Genomic DNA, 23,818 nt, shown 5'->3' on the forward strand with positions numbered 1-23,818 from the left:
GGCCGGTTACAGGCCCAAGATCGGCAAAATGATCAATCTTTCGAGCTTCATCGCCTTTCATGCCCGGCGCACGCCGGACCGGCCCGCGCTGAAATATCGCGGCGAGGAGATTTCCTACGCGGCGTTCGATGCGCGTGTCCGAACGGTGGCAGGCTGGCTCGCCGCGCAGGGCATTGGCGCCGGCGACATCGTCGCGGTGCTGATGAAGAACAGCGCGGCGTTCCTGGAGCTCGTCTTCGCCACCAGCCATCTCGGCGCGGTGTTCCTGCCGATCAACTTCCGCCTCTCCCGCGACGAGGTCGGCTACATCGCCGGCAATGCCGGCGCGCGGCTTCTGATCGTCGATGAGGAATTGGCGACGAATGCCGCGGGCACCGGGATTGTCGTGCTGAACGAAGCCGCGCAGCAGAGCCTCACGCATCTTGCAGGCGATGCGCCGCCCGCGCCGATGCACGGCCGCGCATCATCCGACCTGATGCGGCTGATGTACACTTCGGGTACGACCGACCGCCCCAAGGGCGTAATGCTCTCTTACGACAATTTCTACTGGAAGTCGGCGGACCAGACGATCGCGCTCGGCCTTAGCGCCGAGACGCGGCTGCTCGTCGTCGGCCCGCTCTATCACGTCGGCGCGCTCGACCTGCCCGGCCTCGCCGTGCTCTGGCATGGCGGCTTCATCCGCATCGAACGTAATTTCGAGCCGGAGACGGCGCTTGCGGCGATCGCCGAGGACAAGCTCAACGCAGCATGGTTCGCGCCCGTCATGACCAGCGCGATGCTCACCTGCCCGACGCGTGAGCGCTACGACGTCTCCAGCCTGCAATGGGCCATCGGCGGCGGCGAGAAGACGCCGGAGCTGCGCATCCGCGCCTTCTCGCAACTTTTCCGCAATGCGCGCTACATCGATGCCTATGGCCTCACCGAGACCGTCGGCGGCGACACCTTCATGGAGGCCGGCCGCGAGATCGAGAAGATCGGCTCGACCGGGCGCGCCATCGCCCATGTCGAGATCGAGATCCGCGACGAGGACGGCAAGGCCGTGCCGGCGAACGTCAACGGCGAGATCTGCCTGCGCGGGCCGAAGATCACGCGGGGCTATTGGAAGGATCCGGACAAGACGGCGTCCGCCTTCTTCGGCGACTGGTTCCGCAGCGGCGACGTCGGCTATCTCGACGACGAGGGCTTCCTGTATCTGACCGACCGCAAGAAAGACATGATCATCTCCGGCGGCGAGAACATCGCCTCCTCCGAGGTCGAGCGCGTCATCTACGAATTGCCCGAAGTGCGCGAAGTCGCGGTGATCGGCCTGCGCGATCGGCGCTGGGGCGAACGGCCGGTCGCGATCGTCGTGCTGACTGAGGGCGCCAGGCTCGAGCTCCCTGCCCTCACCGAACACTGCCGCGCGCGACTCGCGAGCTTCAAGGTGCCGAAAGAGCTGATCATCCGCGACAGCCTGCCGCGCAACCCCTCGGGAAAGATCCTCAAGCGCGTGCTGCGCGCCGAACTGGAGACCGTGGCATGACGCAAGGCCCAGCCACCGCCAAGATCACAAAGCTAAACCGCGTCGAGCGCAACGCCTGGACCAAGCAGAAGATCTTCGAGGCCGCCACCAAGGTCGTCGGCAAGCATGGCTATGCCGAAGCCTCCGTCGCCCGCATCACCGAAGTAGCCGGCGTCGCGCAAGGCACCTTCTACAATCATTTCGAGAACCGCCAGGAACTGCTCGACCAGCTGCTGCCGAAGATCGGCCTCGACATGGTCGAGTTCATCCGCGCCCGCACCGGCACGGCGGATGCGGCGCGGCAGGAGATCGAGCGCTTCGCCGCCTTCTTCGACTTCATCCGCGAGGTGCCGGAGTTTTTGCGGATCCTCAACGAGGCCGAATTCTTCGCACCCATCGGTTACCAGAAACATCTCGACAACATCTCGGTCGCCTATGTCCGTATCCTCCGCCGTGCGCGCCTTGCCGGCGGCATCGAGGATTTCAGCGACGACGAGTTCGAGGCGATCGTCCACATGCTGATGGGCGCGCGCGGCTATCTCAGCCGCCGCTACTCCTACTCGGCCGACGGCGTCACCGCCGTGCCCGAGCACGTCGTCTCCGCCTATCGGAAGCTCATGACGCGCGGCCTCTTCACCGCCTCCGGAGACCAGGACACGCCATGAACATCGAATCTCCGCACAGGCCGCTCGACCTTGCCTCGACCATCGCGGAAGGCGACATCCGCTGCCTCCTGATGGTGCTGGTGCACATGACCGGCGACGAGAAATGGCTTGCGCCGCCGTACTTGCCCGAGCGCGACATCCGCCTGATCCCGGATCCCGAGGCCGGCGTGCCCAGGGAAATCCAGGACGAAATCCGCGCCGCGGTGGTCAAGCTTTTCGCCGATGGCACGCCGAAGCCCGTCATCACCGATCCCGGCGACGAGCTGCTGCTGAAGATGATGCGCGCCTGCCTCGGCGAGAACGTCGCGCCGGAATATGCCCCGCTGATGCGCGAGGAGATGGGCTTTGTTGCGCGCGAGGCGCGTTGGACGAGGCGCCCCTCTGACGACAAGCTCGCCGAGCAGCACGTCCTGATCGTCGGCGCTGGCGTCTGCGCCATTGCGCTCGGCGTGGCGCTCGGGCATCTCGGCATTCCCTACACCATCGTCGAGAAGAACGCCGATCTCGGCGGCACCTGGTGGATCAACCGCTATCCCGGCTGCGGCGTCGACACGCCGAACCACTCCTATTCTTATTCCTTCGGCTCGGGGAATGCGTGGACGCGCTATTTCTGCCAGCGCGAGGAGCTGCTCGGATATCTCCAGAAAGTCGCCGACGAATACGGCATTCGCAAACATCTGCGCGTCAACACCGAGCTGACCTCGTCGCGCTGGGACGAAGGCAAGCGGCGCTGGATCTCGACGCTCAAGACCGAGAGCGGCGAGGAGACCTTCGAATCCACCGCGCTGGTCTCCGCCATCGGCCAGCTCAACGATCCCTCCCGTGCTCGCTTCAACGGCGAAGACAAGTTCAAGGGAACGATCCTGCATTCGGCGCTGTGGTCCGATGACATCAACATCGACGGCAAGCATGTCGCCGTGATCGGCACCGGCGCAACGTCGATGCAGCTGGTGCCGTCGGTCGCCGGCCGCGTCGCCTCGATCACCGTCTATCAGCGCAGCGCGCAATGGGCGCGGCCGGTGAAGGGCTATGCCGATCCAATCAGCGAGGGCGCGCGCTGGCTGCTGGCGCACCTGCCGTTCTATGTGCAATGGTACCGCTTCAACATGTTCTGGCGCTATGGCGACGGATTGCTGCCTTTCCTGCGCAAAGACCCGGCGTGGCCGCATCCCGAGCGCGCCGTCAACAAACGCAACGACCGGCACCGCCAGGAGCTGACCGACTTCATCCGGTCGGAATTACAGGGCCGGCCGGACCTGATCGAAAAATGCGTGCCGACCTACCCGCCCTACGGCAAGCGCATCCTGCTCGACAACAACTGGTTCAAGACGTTGACGCGGCCGAACGTGGAGCTCGTCACCGACGCGATCGACCATTTCGATCAGGGCGGCATCGTCACCGCCGACGGCAGGCACCGCCCAGCCGATGTCATCGTGGTCGCGACCGGCTTCAAGGTGACGGAGATGGCGGCGCGCCTCAACATCAGTGGCCGCGACGGCAAGGATTTGCGCCAGGCCTGGGCCAACGACAACCCCACTGCGTTCCTCGGCCTCACCGTGCCCGATTTCCCCAACTTCTTCTGCATGCTCGGCCCCAACTCCGGCCCCGCGCATGGCGGCAGCGTCATCTTCCAGTCGGAATGCCAGAGCCGCTACATCTCGGCGTGTCTCGCCAGCATGATCGAGCACGACGTCGCCGCGATCGACATCCGCCCTGATGTGCTCGACGACTACGTCCGCAAGGTCGACGCCGAGCATGAAACGATGATCTGGACTCACCCGGGCATGAGCACCTACTACCGCAATGCGAGTGGCCGGGTGTTTTCGGCGATGCCGTGGCGGTTCGTGGACTACTGGCGCATGACGCATGACCCGGATCTGGGACAGTACCGGCTGACGAAGGCGTGAGCCAATTCGTCAGCGGACTCCGGCCGAAACTTGAGCCGCTCTCGTCCCCACATCGTCATTGCGAGCCATCGGGCCGCGCTTCGCGCGGACCTGTTGGCTCGCAATGATGGAGATTGCGGCTGCTCAGGCCGCCAGCCCACTCTCCACCGGCGCAAACTCCAGCCCGAGACTTTCCGCCACCGCCTTGTTGGTGAGCCGGCCGCGATGGACGTTCAGCCCGTTGCGCATATGCGGGTTTTCCAGCACCGCGGCAAAACCCTTGTTCGCGAGCATCAGGCCGAACGGCAGCGTCGCATTGTTCAGCGCCTGGCTCGACGTCACCGGCACCGCGCCCGGCATATTGGCGACGCAATAGTGCACGACGCCGTCGACCTCGTAGGTCGGGTGGGTGTGCGTGGTCGCGTGCGAGGTCTCGAAGCAGCCGCCCTGGTCGATCGCGACGTCGACCAGCACGGCGCCCGGCCGCATCGATGTCAGCATCGCGCGCGTGACCAGCTTGGGGGCGCTGGCACCCGGCACCAGCACGGCACCGATCACGACATCGGCGGCGAACACCTCGTCCTCGACCGATTCGATGGTCGAGAATCGGGTGCGCACGCGTCCGGCAAAGAGATCGTCCAATTCGCGCAAGCGCGGAATCGAGCGGTCGATCACGGTGACTTCGGCACCGAGGCCTGCGGCCATGCGCGCCGCCTGCGTTCCGACCACGCCGCCGCCGAGCACGACGACGCGCGCCGGCTGCACGCCGGGCACACCGCCCAGCAGCACGCCGCGTCCGCCGGCCGAGCGCTTGAGCGCGGCGCCGGCGGCCTCGATGGCGAGGCGGCCGGCGACTTCGCTCATCGGGGCGAGCAGCGGGAGGTGACCGTTCGCGTCCGTGACGGTTTCATAGGCGATCGCGGTACAGCCGGAGGCAAGCAGGCCCTTGGTCTGCTCGGGATCCGGCGCAAGATGAAGGTAAGTAAACAGTATCTGGCCTTCTCGGAGCTGGACCCACTCGCTCTTCTGCGGTTCCTTCACCTTCACGATCATGTCGGACTTGGCAAAGATATCGCGGGCGCTCTCGGCGATGGTGGCCCCTGCCCGCCGATACACCTCGTCGGACGCACCGATGCCGCCACCGGCGTCGGTCTCGACCGTGACCTGGTGTCCGGCCGCGACATATTCGCGGACCGCGCCCGGGGTGAGCCCGACGCGATATTCCTGCACCTTGATCTCCTTGGGCACACCGACGCGCATCTTCCGGCTCCCTTGCCACCGCCATGATTCCGTTCCTCATCGTAGCGACGGGGCCGGTTTGGTTTCGTGCAAATATCCGCTAGTTTCGGCAGGTCCGCGCCGGTTTCCGGCGCCAAGCCGCCCTTTCACGCTGGAAACGAAACCTTGGCCCTCGACCGGAAAGACCTCGCGATCCTCGCGGAACTCACGACCAATGCACGTGCCAGCCACACCGAGCTTGCCAACAAGGTCGGATTATCAAGCACGGCGCTGGCCCGGCGGCAGAAGGCACTGGAGGACGACGGCTACATCCAGGCCTACCAGGCCGCACTCGATCTCTCGCAGTTCGGCCTCACCACCACCGTGCTGGTTCGCATCGCGCTGGAGAGCCAGAGCGATGACGCATTGAAGGCGTTCGAGGCGGAAGTGGTGAAATGCCCCTCCGTCGTGCGCTGCTTCCTGATGTCGGGGACCGACGACTACATCCTGATCGTGCTTGCCCGCGACATCCAGGATTTCGAGCGCATCCACCGCACCGAGTTGTCCCGCTTGCCGCGCGTCGCGCGCGTGCAATCGAGCTTCGCGCTGCGCGACATCGTCAACCGCGCGGTGCCGACCGTGGTGTTCGGCGAAGCGAAGCGGTAGCCGGGGTCATCCCGCGCCGCCGTCATAGAACTGTCATCAAATGTGCCGAGAGCTGTGCTTCTGGCACATTCGGGACTGACCATGGATTATTTCAAGCGCTTCAACTTCCTGTTCGCCGCACCAGTGTTCGACGCCGACGATCTCGAAGGCGTCCGCTTCAACCAGATCATCGAGCAGATCCAGCGCTCCGGCTTCGAGGTGGTCCGGGCCCGCAAGCTCGAAGACGCCGAAATGGCGGTACAGACCGATGCCGCGATCGGCTGCATGGTGGTGGACTGGGGCAAGAAGGGCCTGGAAGGCAAGACATCGGCGCTGATCAATCTGATGCGGCGCCGCGGCCTCGATTTCCCGATCATCCTCCTGATCCGGCGCAAGCGCTTTGAGGACCTGCCGGTCGAGGTGCTCGATTTCATCGACGGCTATGTCTTCCTGTCCGAGGAGACGCCGACCTTCATCGCCAAGAATCTCATCAGCCGGCTCAAGCAATATGCCGAGACGCTGAAGACGCCGTTCTTCGGCGCGCTGGTCGACTATGCCGAGGAAGGCAACCAGCTCTGGACCTGCCCCGGGCACAATGGCGGCGTGTTCTACAACCGCAGCCCGATCGGCCGGGTCTTCGTCGAGCATCTCGGCGAATCCGTATTCCGCGACGACCTCGACAATTCCGTGCTCGATCTCGGCGACCTCCTCACCCATGAAGGACCGGCGCTGAAGGCGCAGAAGGAAGCCGCCCAGATTTTCGGCGCGGAGAAGACCTATTTCGTGCTCAACGGCACCTCGACCTCGAACAAGGTCGCGCTCGGCGCCCTCGTCACCGACGGCGACCTCGTGCTGTTCGACCGCAACAACCACAAGGCCGCCCATCACGGCGCCCTGATGATCAACGGCGGCGTCCCGGTTTACGTGCCGACCATCCGCAACGCCTGGGGCCTGATCGGCCCGATGCGCTGGGACGTGCTGGACGAGAAGACCTTGCGCGAGGCGATCCGCAATCACCCGCTGGTCACTGACAGGGAGGCTTGGCGCAAGGAGCGGCCGTTCCGCGTCGCCGTCGTCGAACAGTGCACCTATGACGGGACGATCCACAGCGCCGAGATGATCCTGAAGCGCATCGGCCATCTCTGCGAGTACATCCTGTTCGACGAGGCCTGGGCGGGCTTCATGAAGTTCCACCCGCTCTATGCCGGCCGCTTCGCCATGGGGCTGGCGAACCTTCCCCCGGAAGCGCCGGGCATCATCGCGACGCAATCGACCCACAAGCAGCTTGCCAGCTTCTCGCAGGCCTCCCAGATCCACATCAAGGACCGCCACATCCGCGGCCAGAAGCGACGCGTCGAGCACCGCCGCTTCAACGAAAGTTTTATGCAGCACGCTTCCACGTCCCCCTTCTATCCATTGTTCGCCTCTCTCGACGTCGGCGCGCAGATGATGAAGGGCCGCTCCGGCGAGGTGCTGTGGGACGACACGATCCGCCTCGGCATCGAGCTGCGCAAGAAGATCCGTGCGATGCGCCGCGAATTCGAAGAGAAGGAGCAGAGCCCGGACCGGCGCTGGTTCTTCGAACCCTTCGTCCCCGATCGCGTCGCCATTCCCGACGTCAGCCGCCCCGGCGCTGCGCACAACGTCGCCTGGGAAACCCTCTCCACCGACGAGCTCGCCACCAACGCCGCGCTGTGGCAGCTCTCGCCCGATACCAACTGGCATGGCTTTCCCGACCTCACGGAAGGCTTCGCCATGACCGATCCGAACAAGCTGACGCTGCTGACGCCCGGCTTCGACCGCGCCACCGGCGCCTATGCCGAGCATGGCATCCCCGCCCCCGTCGTCGCGCAATATCTGCGCGAGAACCGCATCGTCCCCGAGAAGAACGACCTCAACTCCCTGCTCTTCCTGCTCACGCCGGGCGTCGAGGCGAGCAAGGCCGGCACGCTGATCTCCGGCCTCGTCGCGTTCAAGAGGCTGCATGACGACAACGCGCTGCTGGCGGACGCGATCCCGGAATTCTATCAGCGGCGGCAGGCGCGCTATGCCGGTGTGCGGCTACGCGATCTCTGCGGCGAGATGCATCGCTTCTTCCGCGCCGCCAATGTCAGCGTGCTTCAGGCGAAGCAGTTCATGCCGGAGCACATGCCCGAGATCGCGATGTCGCCCCGCGATGCCGCGCGCTATCTGTTCCGCAACGATGTCGACTATCTGCCGATCGAGGCGATCGCGGGGCGCATAGCCACCACGCCCTTCGTGGTCTATCCGCCCGGCATCGCCACCATCGTGCCCGGCGAGCGGCTGACGCAACAGGCCAAGCCCATGATCGACTATCTCAAGATGTTCGAAACCTGCTTCAACACATTTCCGGGCTTCGACGTCGAGATCCAGGGCGTCTACAAGGAGATCGATGCCCAGGGGCGCATCGGGCTCTATACTTACGTCGTTGCCGAGTAGGTGCGAATGAACGAAACAGCGGTTGCGCGTGACGGTGACGAACAGGTCTGGGTCCGGCCCTCACGCGAGAGCGATGTCGAGGCGATGCTGGCGATCTACCGCCATCACGTCCGCAACGGCGTGTCGCGCGACATCGAGGGAACCGGCGCGCCCGAGCCGGACGATCTGCGCGACCGGCGCAGGAACCTCAAGCAGACCCGCCTGCCGCATCTGGTCGCGACCTTTCGCGGCGAGGTGGTCGGCTATGCCTATGCGGTGCTGTTCCGCAAGCGCCCGGCCTATCGCTACACGGCCAAGCATTCGATCTACGTCCATCACGAGCAGCTCGGCCGCGGGGTCGGACGGCTGCTGCTACAGGACTTGATCGATGCCTGTGCGGCTGCCGGCTTCCGCCAGATGATCGGCTATATCGACGCCGACAACGCGCCCTCGCTGGCGCTGCACGAGAAGTTCGGCTTCGCGCGCGCCGGCCTGCTTTGCGGCGTGGCCTATCGCCACGGCCGCTGGTCCGACACTGTCATGGTGCAGCGATCGCTCGGCGCGGGGAGCACGGCGCCCCCGCCCGTCACGGCGCCCGGCCGGTAGCCTCAAGACGGAAAGTCGGCCGCTCTCACATGGATGCGGTCGGCATGCAGCGACCAATGATGCAGCGCCTGGTCCTTGCAGAACCTGGCCTTCGCCCGCTCCCTGGCCTCGTCCTCGTCGGAGGCGTCGATTTCCAGCGTACCCTGGCAAATCTCGCTCTGCCGGCCGTACTCGCCGAGCACATCCTTCATGAACTTGACGACATAGGTTGACATGGGACCTCCCTGCTGCCCCGGCCGCACTCTAGTCCCATTTAAGCCGGACCGGGGAAGGAGATTTTGACGCGGATCAATGCGCGGCAAGGTTCCCACCGCCCATTCAGGCAGCAATCCGCCCTTATGTGGTTATGTCGAGCAGCGACTCTGTCGTCTCGGAGTAGGCCTCAATGACCTTCGCATTGGCGATGAAGCTGTACTTTGCGGCCGCCAGCTGAGCGAATTCGTTGGCGATATCGACGTTCGGCGCTGCGACCAGGCCATCCTTGTTGGCAAAGGGAGCGCTTGGGTCGGATTGCGCGGTATAGCTCGGCGATACCGTCGACACCTTCGCGATCGTGCCGCCCGGCGTCGCGCCGCTCGATTGGGAGACCTGGTCGACGCGCAATGGCACGTAAGGTGCGGGAAACGCCGGAGCAATGCCGGGACTGCCGGCGCCGGCCGACGGGCTCGATCCGCCCGACGCCGGCAGCGCGCCGGTCGTTTGAACATTGGCGATGTTGCTCGCGGCCACGTTCACGCGCAAGCTGGCCGCGGAAAGTCCGGATGTCGCAATCGAGAAGATGCTCATGGACTTTCAACTACAGGATAAGTGATACGCGTTCACTTACCCGATCGATAAGATGCGGCGCCTTGCCTTTCCGTCGTGGTAACCAATGATCGGAGCGCACTGCACCTTCGTCCCTATCCCGGCGTCACGCCAAATGCCTGCTTGAAGCGCTCGGCATAGACCGGCCAGACCTCGGGATTGATGATGCGCGGCGGCCGCTTGCCGTCGAGGACGTCCAGAACCTGCTCGGCGGCGATGCGGCCCATGTTCTGGCGCGCCTCGATCGTCACCCCCGCGGTATGAGGGCTTGCCAGCACGTTGTCGAGCTGGAGCAGCGGATGCTCCGGCGGCGGGGGCTCCTTGGACCAGACGTCGAGGCCGGCACCGGCGATGCGCTTGTCGCGCAGGGCCTGGAGCAGCGCATCCTCGTCGTGGATGAAGCCGCGCGCCGTGGTGATGAAATACGCATGCGGCTGCATCAGCGCGAACTCGCGCACGCTGATCATGTTGCGGCTGCCCTTGTTGAGCGGGCAGGAGATCGAGACGAAATCGGCGCGGCGCAACAGCTCGTCGAGCTCGACCTTCTCCCCGCCCCGCTCCGCCATCACTTCAGCCGACAAATACGGGTCATAGGCCAGCACCTTCATGCCGAGCAGGCCCTTGCACAGCGCGGCGATGCGACGGCCGACATTGCCGAGGCCGATGATGCCAACGGTCTTGTGCTCGACCTCGTTGCCGACGAGGTCGTTGCGGTTGACGTCGCGCTCGCGGCGCAGGCGGCGGTCGGACTGGATGATGCGCTTGGACAAGGTCAGCATCATCGCCAGCGCGTGCTCGGCGACGGAATGGGCATTGCCGCCGGACTGGTTGACGACCAGCACGCCCGCGTCGGTGCAGGCCTCGACATCAACGGGATCGAAGCCCGCGCCATTGCTGGAGACCAGCAGCAAATTCGGCGTGCGCTTCAGGAAGGTGGCATCGACATGGAAATGCTGGGCGAGCTCGTCCCGGGCCGCGCCGATCTGGTAGACATGCGCCGCATTCAGGATCGGCGCGTAGACATCTTCGGGACTCTCGTTCTCGATGCGGTCGAGCCGGACGTCAGGCCGCGCCTTCAGGATGTCGACATAGATCGGATTGGCCAAATAATTGGAGTAGAAGACACGCTTGCTGTTGACGGACATCGGGACCCTTCCGGCTCTCTCGAGGGAGAGACGCAAGGCCAGTGCAGCGCGCGCCTTCCATGCCTCCCCCCTTTTCGTTACCCATTTTATGACATGGCGGTGCCGACCACGACAGGCCGTCCAGCGCAGATCACGGTGCGGGCCCGGACATGTTGACAATCCCGCCCGCTCCGTCAAGTTCGGCCGATCGCCGCGACGGCCTGAACCAAGAAGCATGCGCGGCGCAAGGGAGAGCGCAATGGCGATTGCGGAACAGCAGACGCAGGCGGGACAGGCGTCCGGCGACAACAGCTGGCACGGCATCGTTCTGCAGACCCTGAAGCGGAACGAGATCAGCCTCGTCCCTTACGTGCCCGACCGGGTGCTGACACCCCTGATCAAGAACCTGCACGCCGATCCCTTCTTCACCACCTTCGCCACCGCCCGCGAGGAGGAAGCCGTCGGCATCGTCTCAGGCGCCTGGATGGGTGGGCGGCGCGGCGCAGTCCTGATGCAGACCTCCGGCTTTGCCACGCTCGCCAACGTGCTCGCCTCGCTCGCAGTGCCCTACCAGATCCCGCTGATCATGTTCGTGTCCGAGCGCGGCACGCTCGGCGAGTTCAATTACGGGCAATCGCTGGTCTGCCGCACCATGCGCCCGGTGCTGGATTCGCTGGCGCTGGAGCACCACACCATCACCCGGCTTGACGAGCTCGAATTCATCACCGACCGCTCGATCAAGCAGGCCGTCACGACACAGGCGCCGGTGGCGCTGATCCTCAACCCGCTGCTGACCGGCGGCAAGGTTTTCGACAAGTGAGCGCCACCATGAACACGCCCAACACCAAGGTGATGAACCGGTTCGACGTGACCTCGCGCCTGATCGGAAAGCTCAAGCACGAGGAGGCCGTGATCGGCGGCATCGGCAACACCAATTTCGACCTCTGGGCCGCCGGGCATCGACCGCAGAATTTCTACATGCTGGGCAGCATGGGCCTCGCCTTCCCGATCGCGCTCGGCGTGGCGCTGGCGCAGCCCGACCGACGCGTCTTCGCGCTCGAAGGCGATGGCTCGCTGTTGATGCAGCTCGGCGCGCTCTCGACGATCGCGACCCTGAAGCCGAAAAACCTCATCATGATCGTGATGGACAACGGCATCTACCAAATTACCGGCGCACAGCCGACGCCTGCGGCAAGCGTCGCTGACATCGTTGCCATCGCCGCAGGCTCCGGCCTCGCCAACAGCACCTGGGCCGCGGACGAGGAGGATTTCGAGCGCCTGGTCGATGCGGCGATGTCCGCCGCCGAGCCGAGCCTGATCGCAGTCCGCATCGACGACAAGCCCGGCGTCGGCACCACAAGGCGCGATCCCGTGCAAATCCGGGAGCGCTTCATGCACGGGCTCGGCGTGCGCGAGCCGCTTTAATTTTTCGTCATTAACTACACCCTGATCTGATGGAGGGACTGTACCGGCCCCCTGCCAATCTGTGCTAAGCGAACCGGATGTCCATTTTGGTTCGTTCCTTTGCCTGGCTGCTCGCCGCCGCCGTTACTTTCGCCACCCTCGGTCCCCCCGGCCTGCGGCCCCATTCCGACCTCGGCCAGGACGGGGAACATGCGCTCGCCTTCATTCTGGTGGGACTGGCCTTCGGCCTCGCCTATCCGCGGCGGCGCCTGCCGGGCGCAGGAGCCGCGGTCGTCCTGATTGGCGTGCTCGAGCTGATGCAATTTTGGGCACCCGGACGCCACGCCCGGCTGGAGGACTTTCTGGTCGACGCGCTCACGGCCAGCTTCGGCTTTGCGCTGGCGGCGGTCACCGATTGGGCTATGACACGCTTTCGCGCAAGCGCCTCTGCGGCAAGCGAAGGCCCCGCGGAGTAAAACTCCACAGGGCCCTTTCCCCTCCACGCCTGTCCGGCTTGGATCAGTCGATGATCTTGACCACGCGACGCGTGCGCGGTTCGACGATCACACGGCGATCATTGACGACCGCATAGCGATACTCGGTGTAGTTCGGTACGGGGCGGAGCACCACGGTCGGCGGCAGCGGCTCGCCCACCACGACGCGCTCCTCGACCACGACGGAATCGCTGCGAGGAATTCCGCCAAGAACCGCATTCGGAATCTCGAGGCCAGCGCCGACGGCCGCACCGACGGTACCGCCGACCATCGCGCCGATCGGTCCGCCAATATCGCCACCCGCACGCGCGCCGTCGCGGGCGCCTTGTTCGGTGGTCGATTGGGCAAAGGCTGCGCTCGACGCCAGCAGCGACGCGGCAGCCAACGTAATCGCAAGACGGGTTTTCATGTCCTTATGTCTCCAGTGATTGTTGTGCGCCTTCAACCGCGGGGCCGGAGCATTGTTCCGGTTCCCCCGTCGCGAAGACGCCTCAAAAACTGGCGACTGTTACCGCGTAACAGTTCAGGCTGCGGCGATCTCGTGGCCTGCCATCAGTTCCAGTGCCCGCACCATCGCGGAATGATCCCAGCCCTTGCCGCCATGCGCGGTGCAGGCCGAGAACAATTGCTGCGCCACCGCCGTGCTCGGCAACGACAGGCCGAGCGTGCGCGCGCCTTCGAGCGCAAGATTGAGATCCTTCTGGTGCAGCTCGATGCGGAAGCCGGGATCGAAATTTCGCTTCACCATGCGCTCGCCGTGTACTTCGAGGATGCGCGACGAAGCAAAGCCGCCCATCAGCGCCTGTCGCACCAGCGCCGGATCGGCCCCGGCTTTCGATGCGAACAACAGCGCCTCGCTCACCGCTTCGATCGTCAGCGCGACGATGATCTGGTTAGCGACCTTCGTCGTCTGGCCGTCGCCATTGGCGCCCACGCGGGTGACGTTCTTGCCCATCTTGTCGAAGACCGGCTTCATGGTGGCAAAGGACCGCTCGGGCCCGCCGACCATGATGGTGAGGCTCGCCGCCTTGGCGCCGACCTCCCCGCCTGAGACCGGCGCGTCGAGATAGTCCGCCCCGAGCGCCTCGATCTTCTTCGCGAACTCCTTCGTCGCCAGCGGCGAGATCGAGCTCATGTCGACGACGATCTTGCCCTTGGAGATGCCGCTCGCAACGCCGTCCTTGCCGAACAGCACCGCTTCCACATGCGGCGTATCCGGCACCATGATGATGACCGCATCGGCCTCCTCGGCGACCTGCTTGCCCGTCTTGCAAGCGATGCCGCCGGCCACAATCAGCTCCGGCGCGACCGGCGCGACATCATGCAGGAGAACACGATGGCCTGCGCTAAGGAGATGGCCGGCCATCGGCCGTCCCATGGTGCCAAGTCCGATGAAGCCGATGTCGATCATGGTTTGATGTCTCACAGTTGTAGTAACAAAACTTCATCCACGCGTTCGGTGCACCTCTCCCGCTTGCGGGAGAGGTCGGCACGTCCGGGCGATGCGGAGCATCGTCCCGCGTGCCGGGTGAGGGTTCTCTCCGCGTTGGGATTTCTTCCGCGAGAATCCCATTGCGGAGATACCCTCTCCCCAACCCTCTCCCGCAAGCGGGAGAGGGAGCGCACCGCCTCACGTCTCAAACGTCTGCGCGGCGTGCCACGAAAGCCCTTCGAGCGTCGTGGTGCGCGGCTTGTATTCGCAGCCGATCCAGCCGCGATAGCCGATCGCATCGAGGTGGCGGAACAGGAAGGGATAATTGATCTCGCCGGTCCCGGGCTCGTGCCGGCCGGGATTGTCGGCAAGCTGAATGTGGGCAATCTGCGGGAGATATTCCTGCATGGTGCGGGCGAGATCGCCCTCCATGATCTGCATGTGATAGATGTCGTACTGGACGAACAGATTGTTCGACCGCACCTCGGAGATCAGCTGCACCGCCTGCTCGGTGCCGTTGAGGAAGAAGCCGGGAATGTCGAGCGTGTTGATCGGCTCGACCAGCAGCTTGATGTTTTCGCGCGCCAGCGTCGAGGCCGCAAAGCGCAGATTGCCAACAAGCGTCTCGTTGAGCTCGCGTGGATCCGCATCAGGAGGCGCGATGCCGACGAGGCAATTGAGCTGGTCGCAATCGAGCGCCTTAGCGTAGTCGATGGCGCGAAACACGCCGTCGCGGAATTCGGCGGTGCGATCGGGCAGGATCGCAATGCCGCGCTCGCCCCCCGCCCAGTTTCCGGCCGGCAGATTATGCAGCACCTGCGTCAGCCCGTGAGCTTCCAGCTGCTCGCGCAGCTGCGCCCTGTCGAAATCATAGGGAAAGAGATACTCGACCCCGGAAAAGCCTGCGGCCTTCGCAGCAGTGAAGCGATCGAGGAACGGCATCTCGTTGAAGAGCATGGTGAGGTTGGCGGCGAATTTCGGCATGATGAGGTCCTTCCCTATTCCGCCGGCTGCAGCACGCCCGGGCGCGCGCGCTCGACTTCGTCGAGCGGAAGGTCCAGCACCTCCTCGAACTCGACGATGTTGTCGATCTCCGTGCCCATCGCGATGTTGGTGACGCGTTCGAGGATGAACTCGACCACCACGGGCACGCGGTGCTTGGCCATCAGCTCGCGCGCCGTCGCGAACGCGGCTTGCGTGTCCTTGGGATCGGTGACGCGGATCGCCTTGCAGCCGAGGCCTTCGGCGACCGCGACGTGGTCGACACCGTAGACGCCGATCTCCGGCGCGTTGATGTTCTCGAAGGAGAGCTGGACGTGATAGTCCATCTCGAAGCCGCGCTGGGCCTGGCGGATCAGGCCGAGATAGGAATTGTTCACGACGACGTGGATATAGGGCAGATTGAACTGCGCCCCGACCGCGAGCTCCTCGATCAGGAACTGGAAGTCGTAATCGCCGGAGAGCGCGACGATGTCGCGATCCGGGCACGCGGCACGCACGCCGAGCGCGGCGGGCAGTGTCCAGCCGAGCGGCCCCGCCTGACCGGCATTGATCCAGTTGCGTGGGCGATAGACGCCGAGGAACTGCGCGCCGGCGATCTGCGACAGGCCGATCACGGTGACGTAGCAGGTGTCGCGACCAAACGCCTTGGTCATCTCCTCATAGACGCGCTGCGGCTTGATCGGGACGTTCTCGAAGTGACTCTTGCGCAGCATCGTCTTCTTGCGATCGCGGCAGGCCGCGGGCCACGCCTGGCGCTCGCGAAGCTTGCCTGACCGCCGCCACTCCCTGGCGACGGTGACGAAGAGTTCGAGCGCGGCCTTCGCATCCGAGACGATGCCGAGATCGGGATTGAACACGCGCCCGATCTGCGTCGGCTCGATGTCGACATGCACGAAGGTGCGGCCCTTGGTGTAGGTCTCGACCGAGCCGGTATGGCGGTTGGCCCAGCGGTTGCCGATGCCGAGCACGAAGTCGGATTCGAGCATGGTGGCATTGCCGTAGCGGTGGCTGGTCTGAAGGCCGACCATGCCCGCCATCAGCACGTGATCGTCGGGAATCGCGCCCCACCCCATCAGCGTCGGCACCACAGGCACGTTGGCGATCTCGGCGAATTCGACCAGCAGGTCCGAAGCATCGGCATTGATGATGCCGCCACCCGCCACGATCAGCGGCCGCTCGGCGGCGTTGAGCATCTCCAGCGCCTTCTCGACCTGCTTGCGCGTGGCGGTAGGCTTGTAGACCGGCAGCGGCTCATAGGTCTCGTCGTCGAACTCGATCTCGGCGAGCTGCACGTCGAGCGGCATGTCGATCAGCACCGGTCCCGGCCGGCCCGAGCGCATGACATGAAACGCCTGGCTGAACACGCGCGGCACCAGCGCCGGCTCGCGCACCGTCACCGCCCATTTCGTCACGGGCTTTGCGATCGACTCGATGTCGACGGCCTGAAAATCTTCCTTGTAGAGCCGCGCGCGCGGAGCCTGCCCGGTGATGCAGAGGATCGGAATGGAATCGGCGATCGCCGAATAGAGCCCGGTGATCATGTCGGTGCCGGCCGGCCCCGAGGTTCCGATGCAGACCCCGATATTGCCGGCCTTCGCCCGCGTATAGCCCTCGGCCATGTGCGAGGCGCCCTCGACATGGCGTGCCAGGATGTGGCGGATCGAGCCGCGCTTCTTCAGCGCCGAGTAAAGCGGATTGATCGCGGCTCCGGGAACGCCGAAGGCGGTGGAGATGCCTTCCTTCTCCAGAATTCGCACGGCAGCATCGATAGCTCGCATCTTCGCCATATCGGACCTCGCTCAGGTTGCGTCAGCGAGCGAGATCATCGGGTGCGCAGAAGCCGATCTCAACGAGATCGATTTTATTTTCCACGATGCGGCAGCCGCGGAAAAATGGCGGCGGTCTCAAACGGTTAGATCGAGAGTTGCATGAAAGCGGATCACTCGAACAGCGGCGCCAGCTCCATCTGCGGCACCAGCACGAGGCCCTTGTCGGTGATGCGAATTTCCGGAATGACCGATAGGGGAATCAAATTGAAGCCCATATAGGGGATGGTGCAGCCGGCCTCGGCCCATTCCTTCTTGAGCATCTTGACCTCTTCGGCCACCTCCGTGACGCGCTTGTCCGAGAGAAGCCCCGCGATCGGCAGCGGAACCAGCGCCCTTACCTTCCCATCGGCGACGACGCAGACGCCGCCCTGCTGGTCCTTGATGGCCGCGATCGCGACTTGCATATCGGGCTCGTTGGTGCCGGCGACGATGATGTTGTGGCTGTCATGCCCGACACTGGACGCGACCGCGCCGCGCTTGAGGCCAAAGTCCTTCAGCAGTCCGTAAGCGACGTTGCCGGCCGACTTGCCGTGGCGCTCGATGACTGTGACGAAGCACAGGCCGTAACGCGCGAACAGCGACGGCCAGTCCTTTGCTGGCTCGATCGCGACTTTGTCATGGATCAGCGTGATGCCCGGCAACGCTGTCTTGATGGCATTGACGGTGCAGGCCTTCGCCGGCAGATCCGGCGTCAGCTTGACCTTCTCCGGCAGCTTCACGGTCGCGTAGGCCGCCTTTGGATATTGATAGCGCTGCGACAGCGCCTGATCGAGCAGCCCGGTGATCTCGCGGTTCTCGACCACGAGCTCGCCGCCATACCAGGTGCATTGCGGTTTGAGCTGGTCGTCCATCAGCACGAGATCGGCGCGGCGGCCGCCGCCGAGGCCACCGATGTCGCCGTCCATGCCGAAGCGCGTGGCGCCGTGCAGCGAGCCCATCGACCAGGCCTGCTCCGGTGACATCCCGGCCTTGACCGCCTCGCGCACCACCCAGTCGAGGCCGAACATCAGGAGATCGTCGGCGTCGCGGTCGTCGGTGCACACGGCCGTGCGCTTGTGCGAGGCGCCGAGCTCGGTGATGGTGCGGATCGCCTGCGGCAGCGAGTGCCATGGCGTGGTCGGCGGACCGCCGCGCAGGAATATCCAGACGCCGGCATCGAGCAGGTCGTCGGCGATGTCGCGGTCGATCGCCTCATGGGTATCCGTTACGCCGCTGGCCGCATAGGCCGCGACGAAGTCCCGGCCGTAGACGTGGCCGGACACGGGACGGCCGCGCTTCAGGGCGGCTGCGAGGATCGCATGGCTGCGTTCGTCGCCCATCGTGACCGGGACAAAATCCATCTTCTCGCCGAGCGCGACAGCCTCCGGCCAGCGGTCGAACAGGCCGGCGATCTTGTCCGGCGTGAGATCGCCGCCGGCCGTTTCCAACTCGGCCGACGTCGCCGGCACCGTGCTCGGCACAGTCAGGAAGATCGAGAGCGGCGCCTCGCGCGCGTCTTCCAGCATCGCCTCCACCCCGGCGACATCCATGACGTTGCCGATCTCGTGGCTGTCGCAAAAGATCGTGGTGGTGCCGTTGAGTAGCGCGGCCTCCGCATAGGCGCAGGCCGTCACCATCGAGGATTCGATGTGGATGTGCGGATCGACCAGCCCGGGCGCGATGACGCCGCCAGCGGCATCGTAGAGCGGCACGTCGGGCCAGATCTTCTTCGCCGCGCCTGATGGCTTCACCGCCGCGATGCGCCCGCCGGTGATCCAGACCTCCCGACCGGGATGAATGCGTTCCGAATAGGTCGAGAGCACCCGCGCGCCGGTAATGACCAGATCTGGCGCGAGACGCGCGGACGCGACATCGGCGAGGCGCCGGGTCATCGCATGCAGCGGGGCGACGGAGAAGCGGGTGAGTTTGGTCATCGGGACCCTCGCGCGGCGTTACGGCCCGGCGATGGTTACGCCCTGCACCAAACCGGGCAAGTGCAAATATGACGGCACGCCCTGCTTACGCCTTGGGCGCCGCACCGCCTGCCGTTCCCGACCTTGCAGGCCGGCGCCGGTTCCGCGCTCTCGTCGGCGGTGCCGCAGCGGGCTTGACCCGGATCCGCATCGACCGGCCCTTTGGCTCATCGATCTCGAACGAATTCGTCTTCCGCACGAGGTCGCTCAGCTTGCGAAAGCCGTAGGTCCTCGGATCGAAATCGGACGCCAGATTGGCAAGTTGCCGGCCGACTTCCCCGAGCGTCACCCAGCCGTCCTCGCTCTCCATCTGGGTGATGACCTTCTTGATGATGGGGGTCGCGGCATCAAGCGGCTGAAGCGACGTCGATCTCGAGGCGGCGTCCTGGGTGTTCGCCGGGGCGGCAAGCAGGTTCTCGGTGTAGACGAACCTGCGGCAGGCCTGCCGGAAGCTCTCCGGCGTCTTCTGCTCGCCGAACCCAAAGACATCGATGCCCTGCTCCCGGATGCGGGCCGCCAGACGGGTAAAGTCGCTGTCGGATGACACCAGGCAGAAGCCGTCGAACCGGCCGCTGTGAAGCAGGTCCATGGCGTCGATGACCAGCGTGATGTCGGATGCATTCTTGCCCGTCGTATAGGCGAACTGCTGCTGCGGGATGATGGCGTGCTTCGACAGAATGTCGGCCCACCCCCTGGACCGCGCGTTGGAGAAGTCGCCGTAGATACGGCGGACGCTGGCCTCGCCGATCTTGGCGATCTCCTCGAACAGTCCGTCCGCGATTTTTGCCGACGCATTGTCGGCATCGATCAGGACGGCGAGACGGGGCGAACGAAGTTCTGACGGCATGGAATGTCCCCACGAGATGGACGCAGCATCACAAGATGCCAGCGCCGGGATGACTAATCTTCGGTCGCCTTGAACCGCCCGAGCCCCTTCAGCACGAAGGGCGCCAGTAGCGCGATCAGTGCCAGCCCCAGCAGCGTCGCCGAGATCGGGCTCTGCAGCAACGTCATGGGATCGCCGAGGCTGATTGCGAGCGCGCGGCGCAACTGGCTCTCCGCGATCGGACCGAGGATGAGGCCGACCACGACGGGGGCGATCGGAAAATCGAACCGGCGCATCAAAAAGCCGAGCACGCCGAAGCCGGCCAGCATCGACAATTCGACCACCGACGGTTTTGCGGCGATGGTGCCCATGGTCGCGAATACGAGGATGCCGGCATAGAGCCATGGCTGCGGGATCGCAAGCAGCCGCACCCAGAGGCCTACCAGCGGCAGATTGAGCACCAATAGCATCACGTTGGCGATGAACAGGCTCGCGATCAGGCCCCACACGAGATCAGGCCGCTCGGCGAACAGCAGCGGTCCCGGGTTGAGTCCGTATTGCTGAAAGCCCGCCAGCATCATCGCGGCCGTCGCCGAGGTCGGCAGTCCCAACGTCAGCAGCGGCACCAGCGTGCCGGCGGCGGAGGCGTTGTTGGCGGCCTCCGGCCCCGCGACACCTTCGATCGCGCCCTTGCCGAACTCCTCGGGGTATTTCGTCAGCCGCTTCTCGGTCGAATAAGACAGGAAGGTCGGGATCTCCGCGCCGCCCGCGGGCAGCGCGCCGATCGGAAAGCCGAACATGGTGCCGCGCAGCCACGGCTTCCACGACCGCTTCCAGTCCTCCTTGGTCATCCACAGCGAGCCGCGCACCGGCTCGAGCTTCTCCTCGCTGTGGTGACGGCGCGATGCGACGTAGAGCGCCTCGCCCACCGCGAACAGGCCGACCGCGAGCGTCGTCACCTCGACGCCGTCGAGCAGTTCAGGGACGCCGAACGCAAGCCGCGCCTGACCGGTCAGCTTGTCGATGCCGACGAGACCGAGCGTCAGGCCGATGAACAGGCTGGTCAGGCCGCGGATCGGGGAATCGCCGAAGGTCGCCGACACCGTGACGAAGGCGACGCACATCAGCGCGAAATAGTCCTCAGGGCCGAAGCGCACGGCGAAGTCGACCAGCCACGGCGCGAGGAAGGCGAGCCCGATGGTGGCGATGGTGCCGGCGACAAAGGAGCCGATCGCGGATGTCGCAAGCGCCGGCCCGCCGCGGCCGGCCTTGGCCATCTTGTTGCCTTCGAGCGCGGTCGCCATCGAGGCGCTCTCGCCGGGCGTGTTGATCAGGATCGCGGTGGTCGAGCCGCCATACATGCCGCCATAATAGATGCCGGCGAACATGATCAGCGAGCCGCCGGGGTCGAGCTTGTAGGTGACCGGCAACAGCAGCGCGACCGTCAGCGCCGGGCCGATGCCGGGCAGCACGCCCACGGCCGTGCCGAGGAATACGCCGATCAGGGCATAGAGCAGGTTCATCGGCTGAATGGCGACGGCCATGCCGTGCGCCAGCGCCGCAAAAGTGTCCATCACAGCAGTCGCTCCAGCGGGCCGGTCGGAAGGCTCAGCGTCAACAACCGGTCGAACGCGAGATAGATCAGGATCGACATCACGAGGGCGATGATGCTGTCGACGAGGATGGCGCGGCGCCCGAACGCGGCCGACGTCGTCACGAACAGCGCCGACGTCGCCAGGATGAAGCCGCCGCCGAAGCCGATGATGGCGATCAGCAGCGCAAGGCCGACCAGGATCAGGACCACGGGCACGGGATCGGCGCTCTCGCGCGCCGGCAAATTGCCGCGCAGCGCGTCGATGAAATTGCCGATCGCAAGCAGCGCAAGGCCGCTGGCGACCACGACCGGCATCGCCTCCGGCCCCATGCCGTACATCGCGGTGGATGACAGGCCGCGCGCGTCGAAGACCAGCACCGCGGCGAGGCCTGCGAGCAGTGCAGCGATGACGATACCGGCGCGATCGACGCGCCGCGGCGGCTGGGCCGGATCGCCCGAGGTCATGACTTGACCAGGCCGACCGATTTCAGCACGTCGGTGACCCGCACGGTTTCCTTCTTCAGGAAGTCGGCGAAGGCGTCACCGCCGAGATAGGCGTCTTCCCAGCCCTTCTGCTTGAGGATTTCCTTCCAGGCGTCCGACTTCACCATCTTCTCGACCGCATCGCTCAGGGTTTTGCGCTGCTCCGGCGTGATGCCGGGAGGCGCCACGACCGAGCGCCAGTTGGCGATCACGAGGTCGATGCCCTGCTCCTTGAAGGTCGGGATGTCGCTGCCCGGGATGCGCTTCTCCGAGGTCACGCCGATCGCGCGCAGCTTGCCGGACTTGATCTGCCCTTCATATTCGCTGAGGCCCGAAATGCCCGCGGTGACCTTGCCGCCGAGGATCGCCGCCAGCGACTCGCCGCCGCCGGAGAACGGGATGTAGTTGATCTTCTTGGCGTCGGCACCGACCGCGCCGGCGAACAACGCTGCCATCACATGGTCGACGCCGCCGGCGGAGCCGCCGGCGAAGGTCACCTTGGCAATATCGGCCTTCACCGCGGCGGCCAGATCCTGCGCAGTCTTGATCGGCGAATTCGCGGGAACCACGATCACCTGGATTTCCTCGGTGAGGCGCGCGATCGGCGTCACCTGCTCGAGCGTCACCGGCGACTTGTTCATGGCGAGCGCGCCCACCATGACGAAGCCGTTGACCATCAACTGGTTGCCGTCGCCCTTGGCGCCGTTGACGAATTGCGCGATGCCGACACTGCCGCCGGCACCGGGAACGTTGGTGACCTGCACGCTGCGCGCGACGCCCGCCGCCACCAGCGCCTGCTGCATGGAGCGCGCAGTCTGGTCCCAGCCGCCGCCCGGGGCCGCCGGCGCCATCAGCTTGAGCTCGAGCTGCTGGGCAAGGGACGGCGTCGCTGCCGCAAGGGTCAGCGCGACGGCTGCGCCGGCAAGGCGCGCGGAAAATTGAAACATGAGGACGCTCTCCAGGCTCATGCGGACGTTTGCCGCATTGTGTCGTTTGGTCGCATATCAGCCAAAACGGCCGATGCTGTCCAGCGACAGTGCCCGGGTTCCCCAATCAGCGCGGCGCCGGCATCACCCCACCGAGCGTGACCGTCAGCTCGCCGGCGACCTCGCGCACGATTTGGCCGATTTCCGGCAGCCTGTCGTCGGTCAGGCGGCTGGTCATGCCCGAGACGGAAATTGCCGCGAGCGGCTCGGCACAGTCGTTGTAGACCACTGCGGCAATACAGCGCAGCCCCATGCTGGCTTCTTCATCGTCGAGCGCAAAACCCTGCTTGCGGATCTTTTCGAGCTCCTTGAACAGGTCGCTCGGCCGCACGATCGACTTCTCGGTCAGCCGGGGCATGCCGTGATGGCGGATGACGGCGCCGACGTCCTCGTCGGAATAGGTCGCGAGCACGGCCTTGCCGACGCCGGACGTCACCATGGGGACGCGGCCGCCGACCAGGGTCAGCGAGCGCATGATCTCGCGGCTCTCCATGCGGGTCAGCACGATGATGAACTCGTCGTCGACCACGGCGAGATTGGCGGTCTCGCGGGTGAGATCGCGCAGCTTGCGCAAGTAAGGAATCGCCTGCGCGGAAAAGTTGCGCCGCCGCGCAAAGCTCGCACCCACCGTGAAGGCGCGCGAGCCGACATGCCATTTTGATTGCGTGCGGTCGAACTGCACGAAGCGGCGGCTCTCCAGCGTTGCCAGCAGGCGGTGTACGGTGGAAGCCGACAGGCCGGTCCGCACCGCGAGATCGCTGAGGCGATAGCCTTCGTCGTCCTCGGCCAGCGTTTCCAGGATCGACAGCGCGCGATCGACGGACTGCACGCCGCCGTCGCGCGTGTCGTTGTCGGCCTCCGATGATCGAGGCTCGAGCGATTTGCGCCGGATCACGTTCTTGCTCATCGCGACCTGACAGTTGTCACC

23 protein-coding genes are annotated in these 23,818 nt (G+C 65.2%); 9 read left to right on the plus strand and 14 right to left on the minus strand.

Annotation, left to right across the window (positions count from 1 at the left end; genetic code table 11):
- The first annotated feature begins 28 nt into the window (after positions 1-28).
- Genes AABA86_RS16065 through AABA86_RS16075 form a run of 3 tightly spaced genes read left to right on the plus strand, consistent with a single transcriptional unit; the run spans position 29 to position 4,073 of the window.
- On the plus strand, positions 29-1,522 hold the full coding sequence (locus AABA86_RS16065) for an AMP-binding protein (protein WP_338307500.1): 1,494 nt from the start codon (positions 29-31) through the stop codon (positions 1,520-1,522).
- Entirely contained in the window at positions 1,519-2,166 is a 648-nt protein-coding gene (locus AABA86_RS16070) for a TetR/AcrR family transcriptional regulator (RefSeq protein WP_338307501.1), read from the plus strand. The genes AABA86_RS16065 and AABA86_RS16070 overlap by 4 nt, the downstream gene beginning before the upstream one ends.
- Positions 2,163-4,073 (plus strand): flavin-containing monooxygenase, encoded by a 1,911-nt coding sequence (locus AABA86_RS16075; protein WP_338307502.1) that lies wholly within the window; start codon positions 2,163-2,165, stop codon positions 4,071-4,073. The genes AABA86_RS16070 and AABA86_RS16075 overlap by 4 nt, the downstream gene beginning before the upstream one ends.
- 123 nt (positions 4,074-4,196) lie before the next feature.
- Here the strand turns inward: AABA86_RS16075 and ald are convergent, their stop codons facing one another.
- Entirely contained in the window at positions 4,197-5,312 is a 1,116-nt protein-coding gene (ald, locus tag AABA86_RS16080) for an alanine dehydrogenase (protein ID WP_212248524.1), read from the minus strand.
- 144 nt (positions 5,313-5,456) lie between these two features.
- Between ald and AABA86_RS16085 the strand changes: the two genes are divergently transcribed.
- The 3 genes from AABA86_RS16085 (at position 5,457) to AABA86_RS16095 (ending at position 8,960) form a co-directional block, all read left to right on the plus strand.
- The gene (locus AABA86_RS16085) at positions 5,457-5,936 is read left to right on the plus strand and encodes an Lrp/AsnC family transcriptional regulator (RefSeq protein ID WP_212248523.1); all 480 of its coding nucleotides are present in this window, start codon (positions 5,457-5,459) and stop codon (positions 5,934-5,936) included.
- Between the two features lie 81 nt (positions 5,937-6,017).
- A complete protein-coding gene (locus AABA86_RS16090) occupies positions 6,018-8,375 on the plus strand; it encodes an Orn/Lys/Arg decarboxylase N-terminal domain-containing protein (protein ID WP_338307503.1) in 2,358 nt (785 codons plus the stop codon).
- 6 nt (positions 8,376-8,381) lie between these two features.
- Positions 8,382-8,960 carry a GNAT family N-acetyltransferase gene (locus tag AABA86_RS16095; RefSeq protein WP_338307504.1) on the plus strand — a complete coding sequence of 193 codons (579 nt, stop codon included), beginning with the start codon at positions 8,382-8,384 and terminating at the stop codon, positions 8,958-8,960.
- 2 nt (positions 8,961-8,962) lie between these two features.
- Here the strand turns inward: AABA86_RS16095 and AABA86_RS16100 are convergent, their stop codons facing one another.
- The 3 genes from AABA86_RS16100 to AABA86_RS16110 all read right to left on the minus strand — a co-directional run bounded on the left by AABA86_RS16100 (position 8,963) and on the right by AABA86_RS16110 (position 10,909).
- The gene (locus AABA86_RS16100) at positions 8,963-9,175 is read right to left on the minus strand and encodes a hypothetical protein (protein WP_018315882.1); all 213 of its coding nucleotides are present in this window, start codon (positions 9,173-9,175) and stop codon (positions 8,963-8,965) included.
- 121 nt (positions 9,176-9,296) lie between these two features.
- Positions 9,297-9,746 carry a flagellar basal body rod protein FlgC gene (locus AABA86_RS16105; RefSeq protein ID WP_338307505.1) on the minus strand — a complete coding sequence of 150 codons (450 nt, stop codon included), beginning with the start codon at positions 9,744-9,746 and terminating at the stop codon, positions 9,297-9,299.
- Between the two features lie 113 nt (positions 9,747-9,859).
- Complete coding sequence (locus AABA86_RS16110) at positions 9,860-10,909, minus strand: hydroxyacid dehydrogenase (protein WP_338307506.1); 1,050 nt, start codon at positions 10,907-10,909, stop codon at positions 9,860-9,862.
- A 238-nt stretch (positions 10,910-11,147) separates the two neighbouring features.
- Here AABA86_RS16110 and AABA86_RS16115 point away from each other — a divergent pair, with 238 nt between their 5' ends.
- From AABA86_RS16115 to AABA86_RS16125, 3 genes are all read left to right on the plus strand, one after another.
- The gene (locus tag AABA86_RS16115; RefSeq protein WP_212248519.1) at positions 11,148-11,708 is read left to right on the plus strand and encodes a thiamine pyrophosphate-binding protein; all 561 of its coding nucleotides are present in this window, start codon (positions 11,148-11,150) and stop codon (positions 11,706-11,708) included.
- Positions 11,709-11,716: 8 nt separating this feature from the next.
- On the plus strand, positions 11,717-12,313 hold the full coding sequence (locus tag AABA86_RS16120) for a thiamine pyrophosphate-dependent enzyme (RefSeq protein WP_212248518.1): 597 nt from the start codon (positions 11,717-11,719) through the stop codon (positions 12,311-12,313).
- A gap of 77 nt (positions 12,314-12,390) precedes the next feature.
- Complete coding sequence (locus tag AABA86_RS16125; protein ID WP_338307507.1) at positions 12,391-12,768, plus strand: VanZ family protein; 378 nt, start codon at positions 12,391-12,393, stop codon at positions 12,766-12,768.
- Positions 12,769-12,811: 43 nt separating this feature from the next.
- Here the strand turns inward: AABA86_RS16125 and AABA86_RS16130 are convergent, their stop codons facing one another.
- The 10 genes from AABA86_RS16130 to AABA86_RS16175 all read right to left on the minus strand — a co-directional run bounded on the left by AABA86_RS16130 (position 12,812) and on the right by AABA86_RS16175 (position 23,797).
- On the minus strand, positions 12,812-13,195 hold the full coding sequence (locus AABA86_RS16130; protein WP_018315876.1) for a DUF1236 domain-containing protein: 384 nt from the start codon (positions 13,193-13,195) through the stop codon (positions 12,812-12,814).
- A gap of 114 nt (positions 13,196-13,309) precedes the next feature.
- Positions 13,310-14,197, minus strand: a complete 888-nt coding sequence (locus tag AABA86_RS16135) for a 2-hydroxy-3-oxopropionate reductase (RefSeq protein ID WP_338307508.1) — start codon at positions 14,195-14,197, stop codon at positions 13,310-13,312.
- Positions 14,198-14,416: 219 nt separating this feature from the next.
- Positions 14,417-15,202 carry a hydroxypyruvate isomerase gene (gene hyi, locus AABA86_RS16140; protein WP_212248515.1) on the minus strand — a complete coding sequence of 262 codons (786 nt, stop codon included), beginning with the start codon at positions 15,200-15,202 and terminating at the stop codon, positions 14,417-14,419.
- 14 nt (positions 15,203-15,216) lie between these two features.
- Entirely contained in the window at positions 15,217-17,007 is a 1,791-nt protein-coding gene (gcl, locus tag AABA86_RS16145; RefSeq protein WP_338307509.1) for a glyoxylate carboligase, read from the minus strand.
- A 152-nt stretch (positions 17,008-17,159) separates the two neighbouring features.
- Positions 17,160-18,962 (minus strand): adenine deaminase, encoded by a 1,803-nt coding sequence (locus AABA86_RS16150; RefSeq protein WP_338307510.1) that lies wholly within the window; start codon positions 18,960-18,962, stop codon positions 17,160-17,162.
- An 85-nt stretch (positions 18,963-19,047) separates the two neighbouring features.
- Entirely contained in the window at positions 19,048-19,848 is an 801-nt protein-coding gene (locus AABA86_RS16155) for an NYN domain-containing protein (RefSeq protein WP_212248513.1), read from the minus strand.
- A gap of 53 nt (positions 19,849-19,901) precedes the next feature.
- Positions 19,902-21,401, minus strand: a complete 1,500-nt coding sequence (locus AABA86_RS16160) for a tripartite tricarboxylate transporter permease (protein WP_338307729.1) — start codon at positions 21,399-21,401, stop codon at positions 19,902-19,904.
- On the minus strand, positions 21,401-21,886 hold the full coding sequence (locus AABA86_RS16165) for a tripartite tricarboxylate transporter TctB family protein (RefSeq protein ID WP_338307511.1): 486 nt from the start codon (positions 21,884-21,886) through the stop codon (positions 21,401-21,403). Before AABA86_RS16165 ends, AABA86_RS16160 begins: the two co-directional genes overlap by 1 nt.
- Positions 21,883-22,851 carry a Bug family tripartite tricarboxylate transporter substrate binding protein gene (locus AABA86_RS16170; protein ID WP_338307512.1) on the minus strand — a complete coding sequence of 323 codons (969 nt, stop codon included), beginning with the start codon at positions 22,849-22,851 and terminating at the stop codon, positions 21,883-21,885. The genes AABA86_RS16165 and AABA86_RS16170 overlap by 4 nt, the downstream gene beginning before the upstream one ends.
- A 106-nt stretch (positions 22,852-22,957) precedes the next feature.
- A complete protein-coding gene (locus AABA86_RS16175; RefSeq protein WP_338307513.1) occupies positions 22,958-23,797 on the minus strand; it encodes an IclR family transcriptional regulator in 840 nt (279 codons plus the stop codon).
- Positions 23,798-23,818: the final 21 nt, after the last annotated feature.

It is taken from the genome of Bradyrhizobium sp. TM233 (assembly GCF_036247965.1).
In the GTDB taxonomy this organism is placed as follows: Bacteria; Pseudomonadota; Alphaproteobacteria; order Rhizobiales; family Xanthobacteraceae; genus Bradyrhizobium; species Bradyrhizobium ottawaense.

Excerpts from the sequence above, each read along its gene's own strand:
- AABA86_RS16065 (WP_338307500.1), top strand. The coding sequence starts at position 29 with ATGATCAATCTTTCGAGCTTCATCGCCTTTCATGCCCGGCGCACGCCG.
- AABA86_RS16070 (WP_338307501.1), top strand. The coding sequence starts at position 1,519 with ATGACGCAAGGCCCAGCCACCGCCAAGATCACAAAGCTAAACCGCGTC.
- AABA86_RS16075 (WP_338307502.1), top strand. The coding sequence starts at position 2,163 with ATGAACATCGAATCTCCGCACAGGCCGCTCGACCTTGCCTCGACCATC.
- ald (WP_212248524.1), bottom strand. The coding sequence starts at position 5,312 with ATGCGCGTCGGTGTGCCCAAGGAGATCAAGGTGCAGGAATATCGCGTC.
- AABA86_RS16090 (WP_338307503.1), top strand. The coding sequence starts at position 6,018 with ATGGATTATTTCAAGCGCTTCAACTTCCTGTTCGCCGCACCAGTGTTC.
- AABA86_RS16095 (WP_338307504.1), top strand. The coding sequence starts at position 8,382 with ATGAACGAAACAGCGGTTGCGCGTGACGGTGACGAACAGGTCTGGGTC.
- AABA86_RS16100 (WP_018315882.1), bottom strand. The coding sequence starts at position 9,175 with ATGTCAACCTATGTCGTCAAGTTCATGAAGGATGTGCTCGGCGAGTAC.
- AABA86_RS16105 (WP_338307505.1), bottom strand. The coding sequence starts at position 9,746 with ATGAGCATCTTCTCGATTGCGACATCCGGACTTTCCGCGGCCAGCTTG.
- AABA86_RS16110 (WP_338307506.1), bottom strand. The coding sequence starts at position 10,909 with ATGTCCGTCAACAGCAAGCGTGTCTTCTACTCCAATTATTTGGCCAAT.
- AABA86_RS16115 (WP_212248519.1), top strand. The coding sequence starts at position 11,148 with ATGGCGATTGCGGAACAGCAGACGCAGGCGGGACAGGCGTCCGGCGAC.
- AABA86_RS16120 (WP_212248518.1), top strand. The coding sequence starts at position 11,717 with ATGAACACGCCCAACACCAAGGTGATGAACCGGTTCGACGTGACCTCG.
- AABA86_RS16125 (WP_338307507.1), top strand. The coding sequence starts at position 12,391 with ATGTCCATTTTGGTTCGTTCCTTTGCCTGGCTGCTCGCCGCCGCCGTT.
- AABA86_RS16130 (WP_018315876.1), bottom strand. The coding sequence starts at position 13,195 with ATGAAAACCCGTCTTGCGATTACGTTGGCTGCCGCGTCGCTGCTGGCG.
- AABA86_RS16135 (WP_338307508.1), bottom strand. The coding sequence starts at position 14,197 with ATGATCGACATCGGCTTCATCGGACTTGGCACCATGGGACGGCCGATG.
- hyi (WP_212248515.1), bottom strand. The coding sequence starts at position 15,202 with ATGCCGAAATTCGCCGCCAACCTCACCATGCTCTTCAACGAGATGCCG.
- gcl (WP_338307509.1), bottom strand. The coding sequence starts at position 17,007 with ATGGCGAAGATGCGAGCTATCGATGCTGCCGTGCGAATTCTGGAGAAG.
- AABA86_RS16150 (WP_338307510.1), bottom strand. The coding sequence starts at position 18,962 with ATGACCAAACTCACCCGCTTCTCCGTCGCCCCGCTGCATGCGATGACC.
- AABA86_RS16155 (WP_212248513.1), bottom strand. The coding sequence starts at position 19,848 with ATGCCGTCAGAACTTCGTTCGCCCCGTCTCGCCGTCCTGATCGATGCC.
- AABA86_RS16160 (WP_338307729.1), bottom strand. The coding sequence starts at position 21,401 with ATGGACACTTTTGCGGCGCTGGCGCACGGCATGGCCGTCGCCATTCAG.
- AABA86_RS16165 (WP_338307511.1), bottom strand. The coding sequence starts at position 21,886 with ATGACCTCGGGCGATCCGGCCCAGCCGCCGCGGCGCGTCGATCGCGCC.
- AABA86_RS16170 (WP_338307512.1), bottom strand. The coding sequence starts at position 22,851 with ATGTTTCAATTTTCCGCGCGCCTTGCCGGCGCAGCCGTCGCGCTGACC.
- AABA86_RS16175 (WP_338307513.1), bottom strand. The coding sequence starts at position 23,797 with ATGAGCAAGAACGTGATCCGGCGCAAATCGCTCGAGCCTCGATCATCG.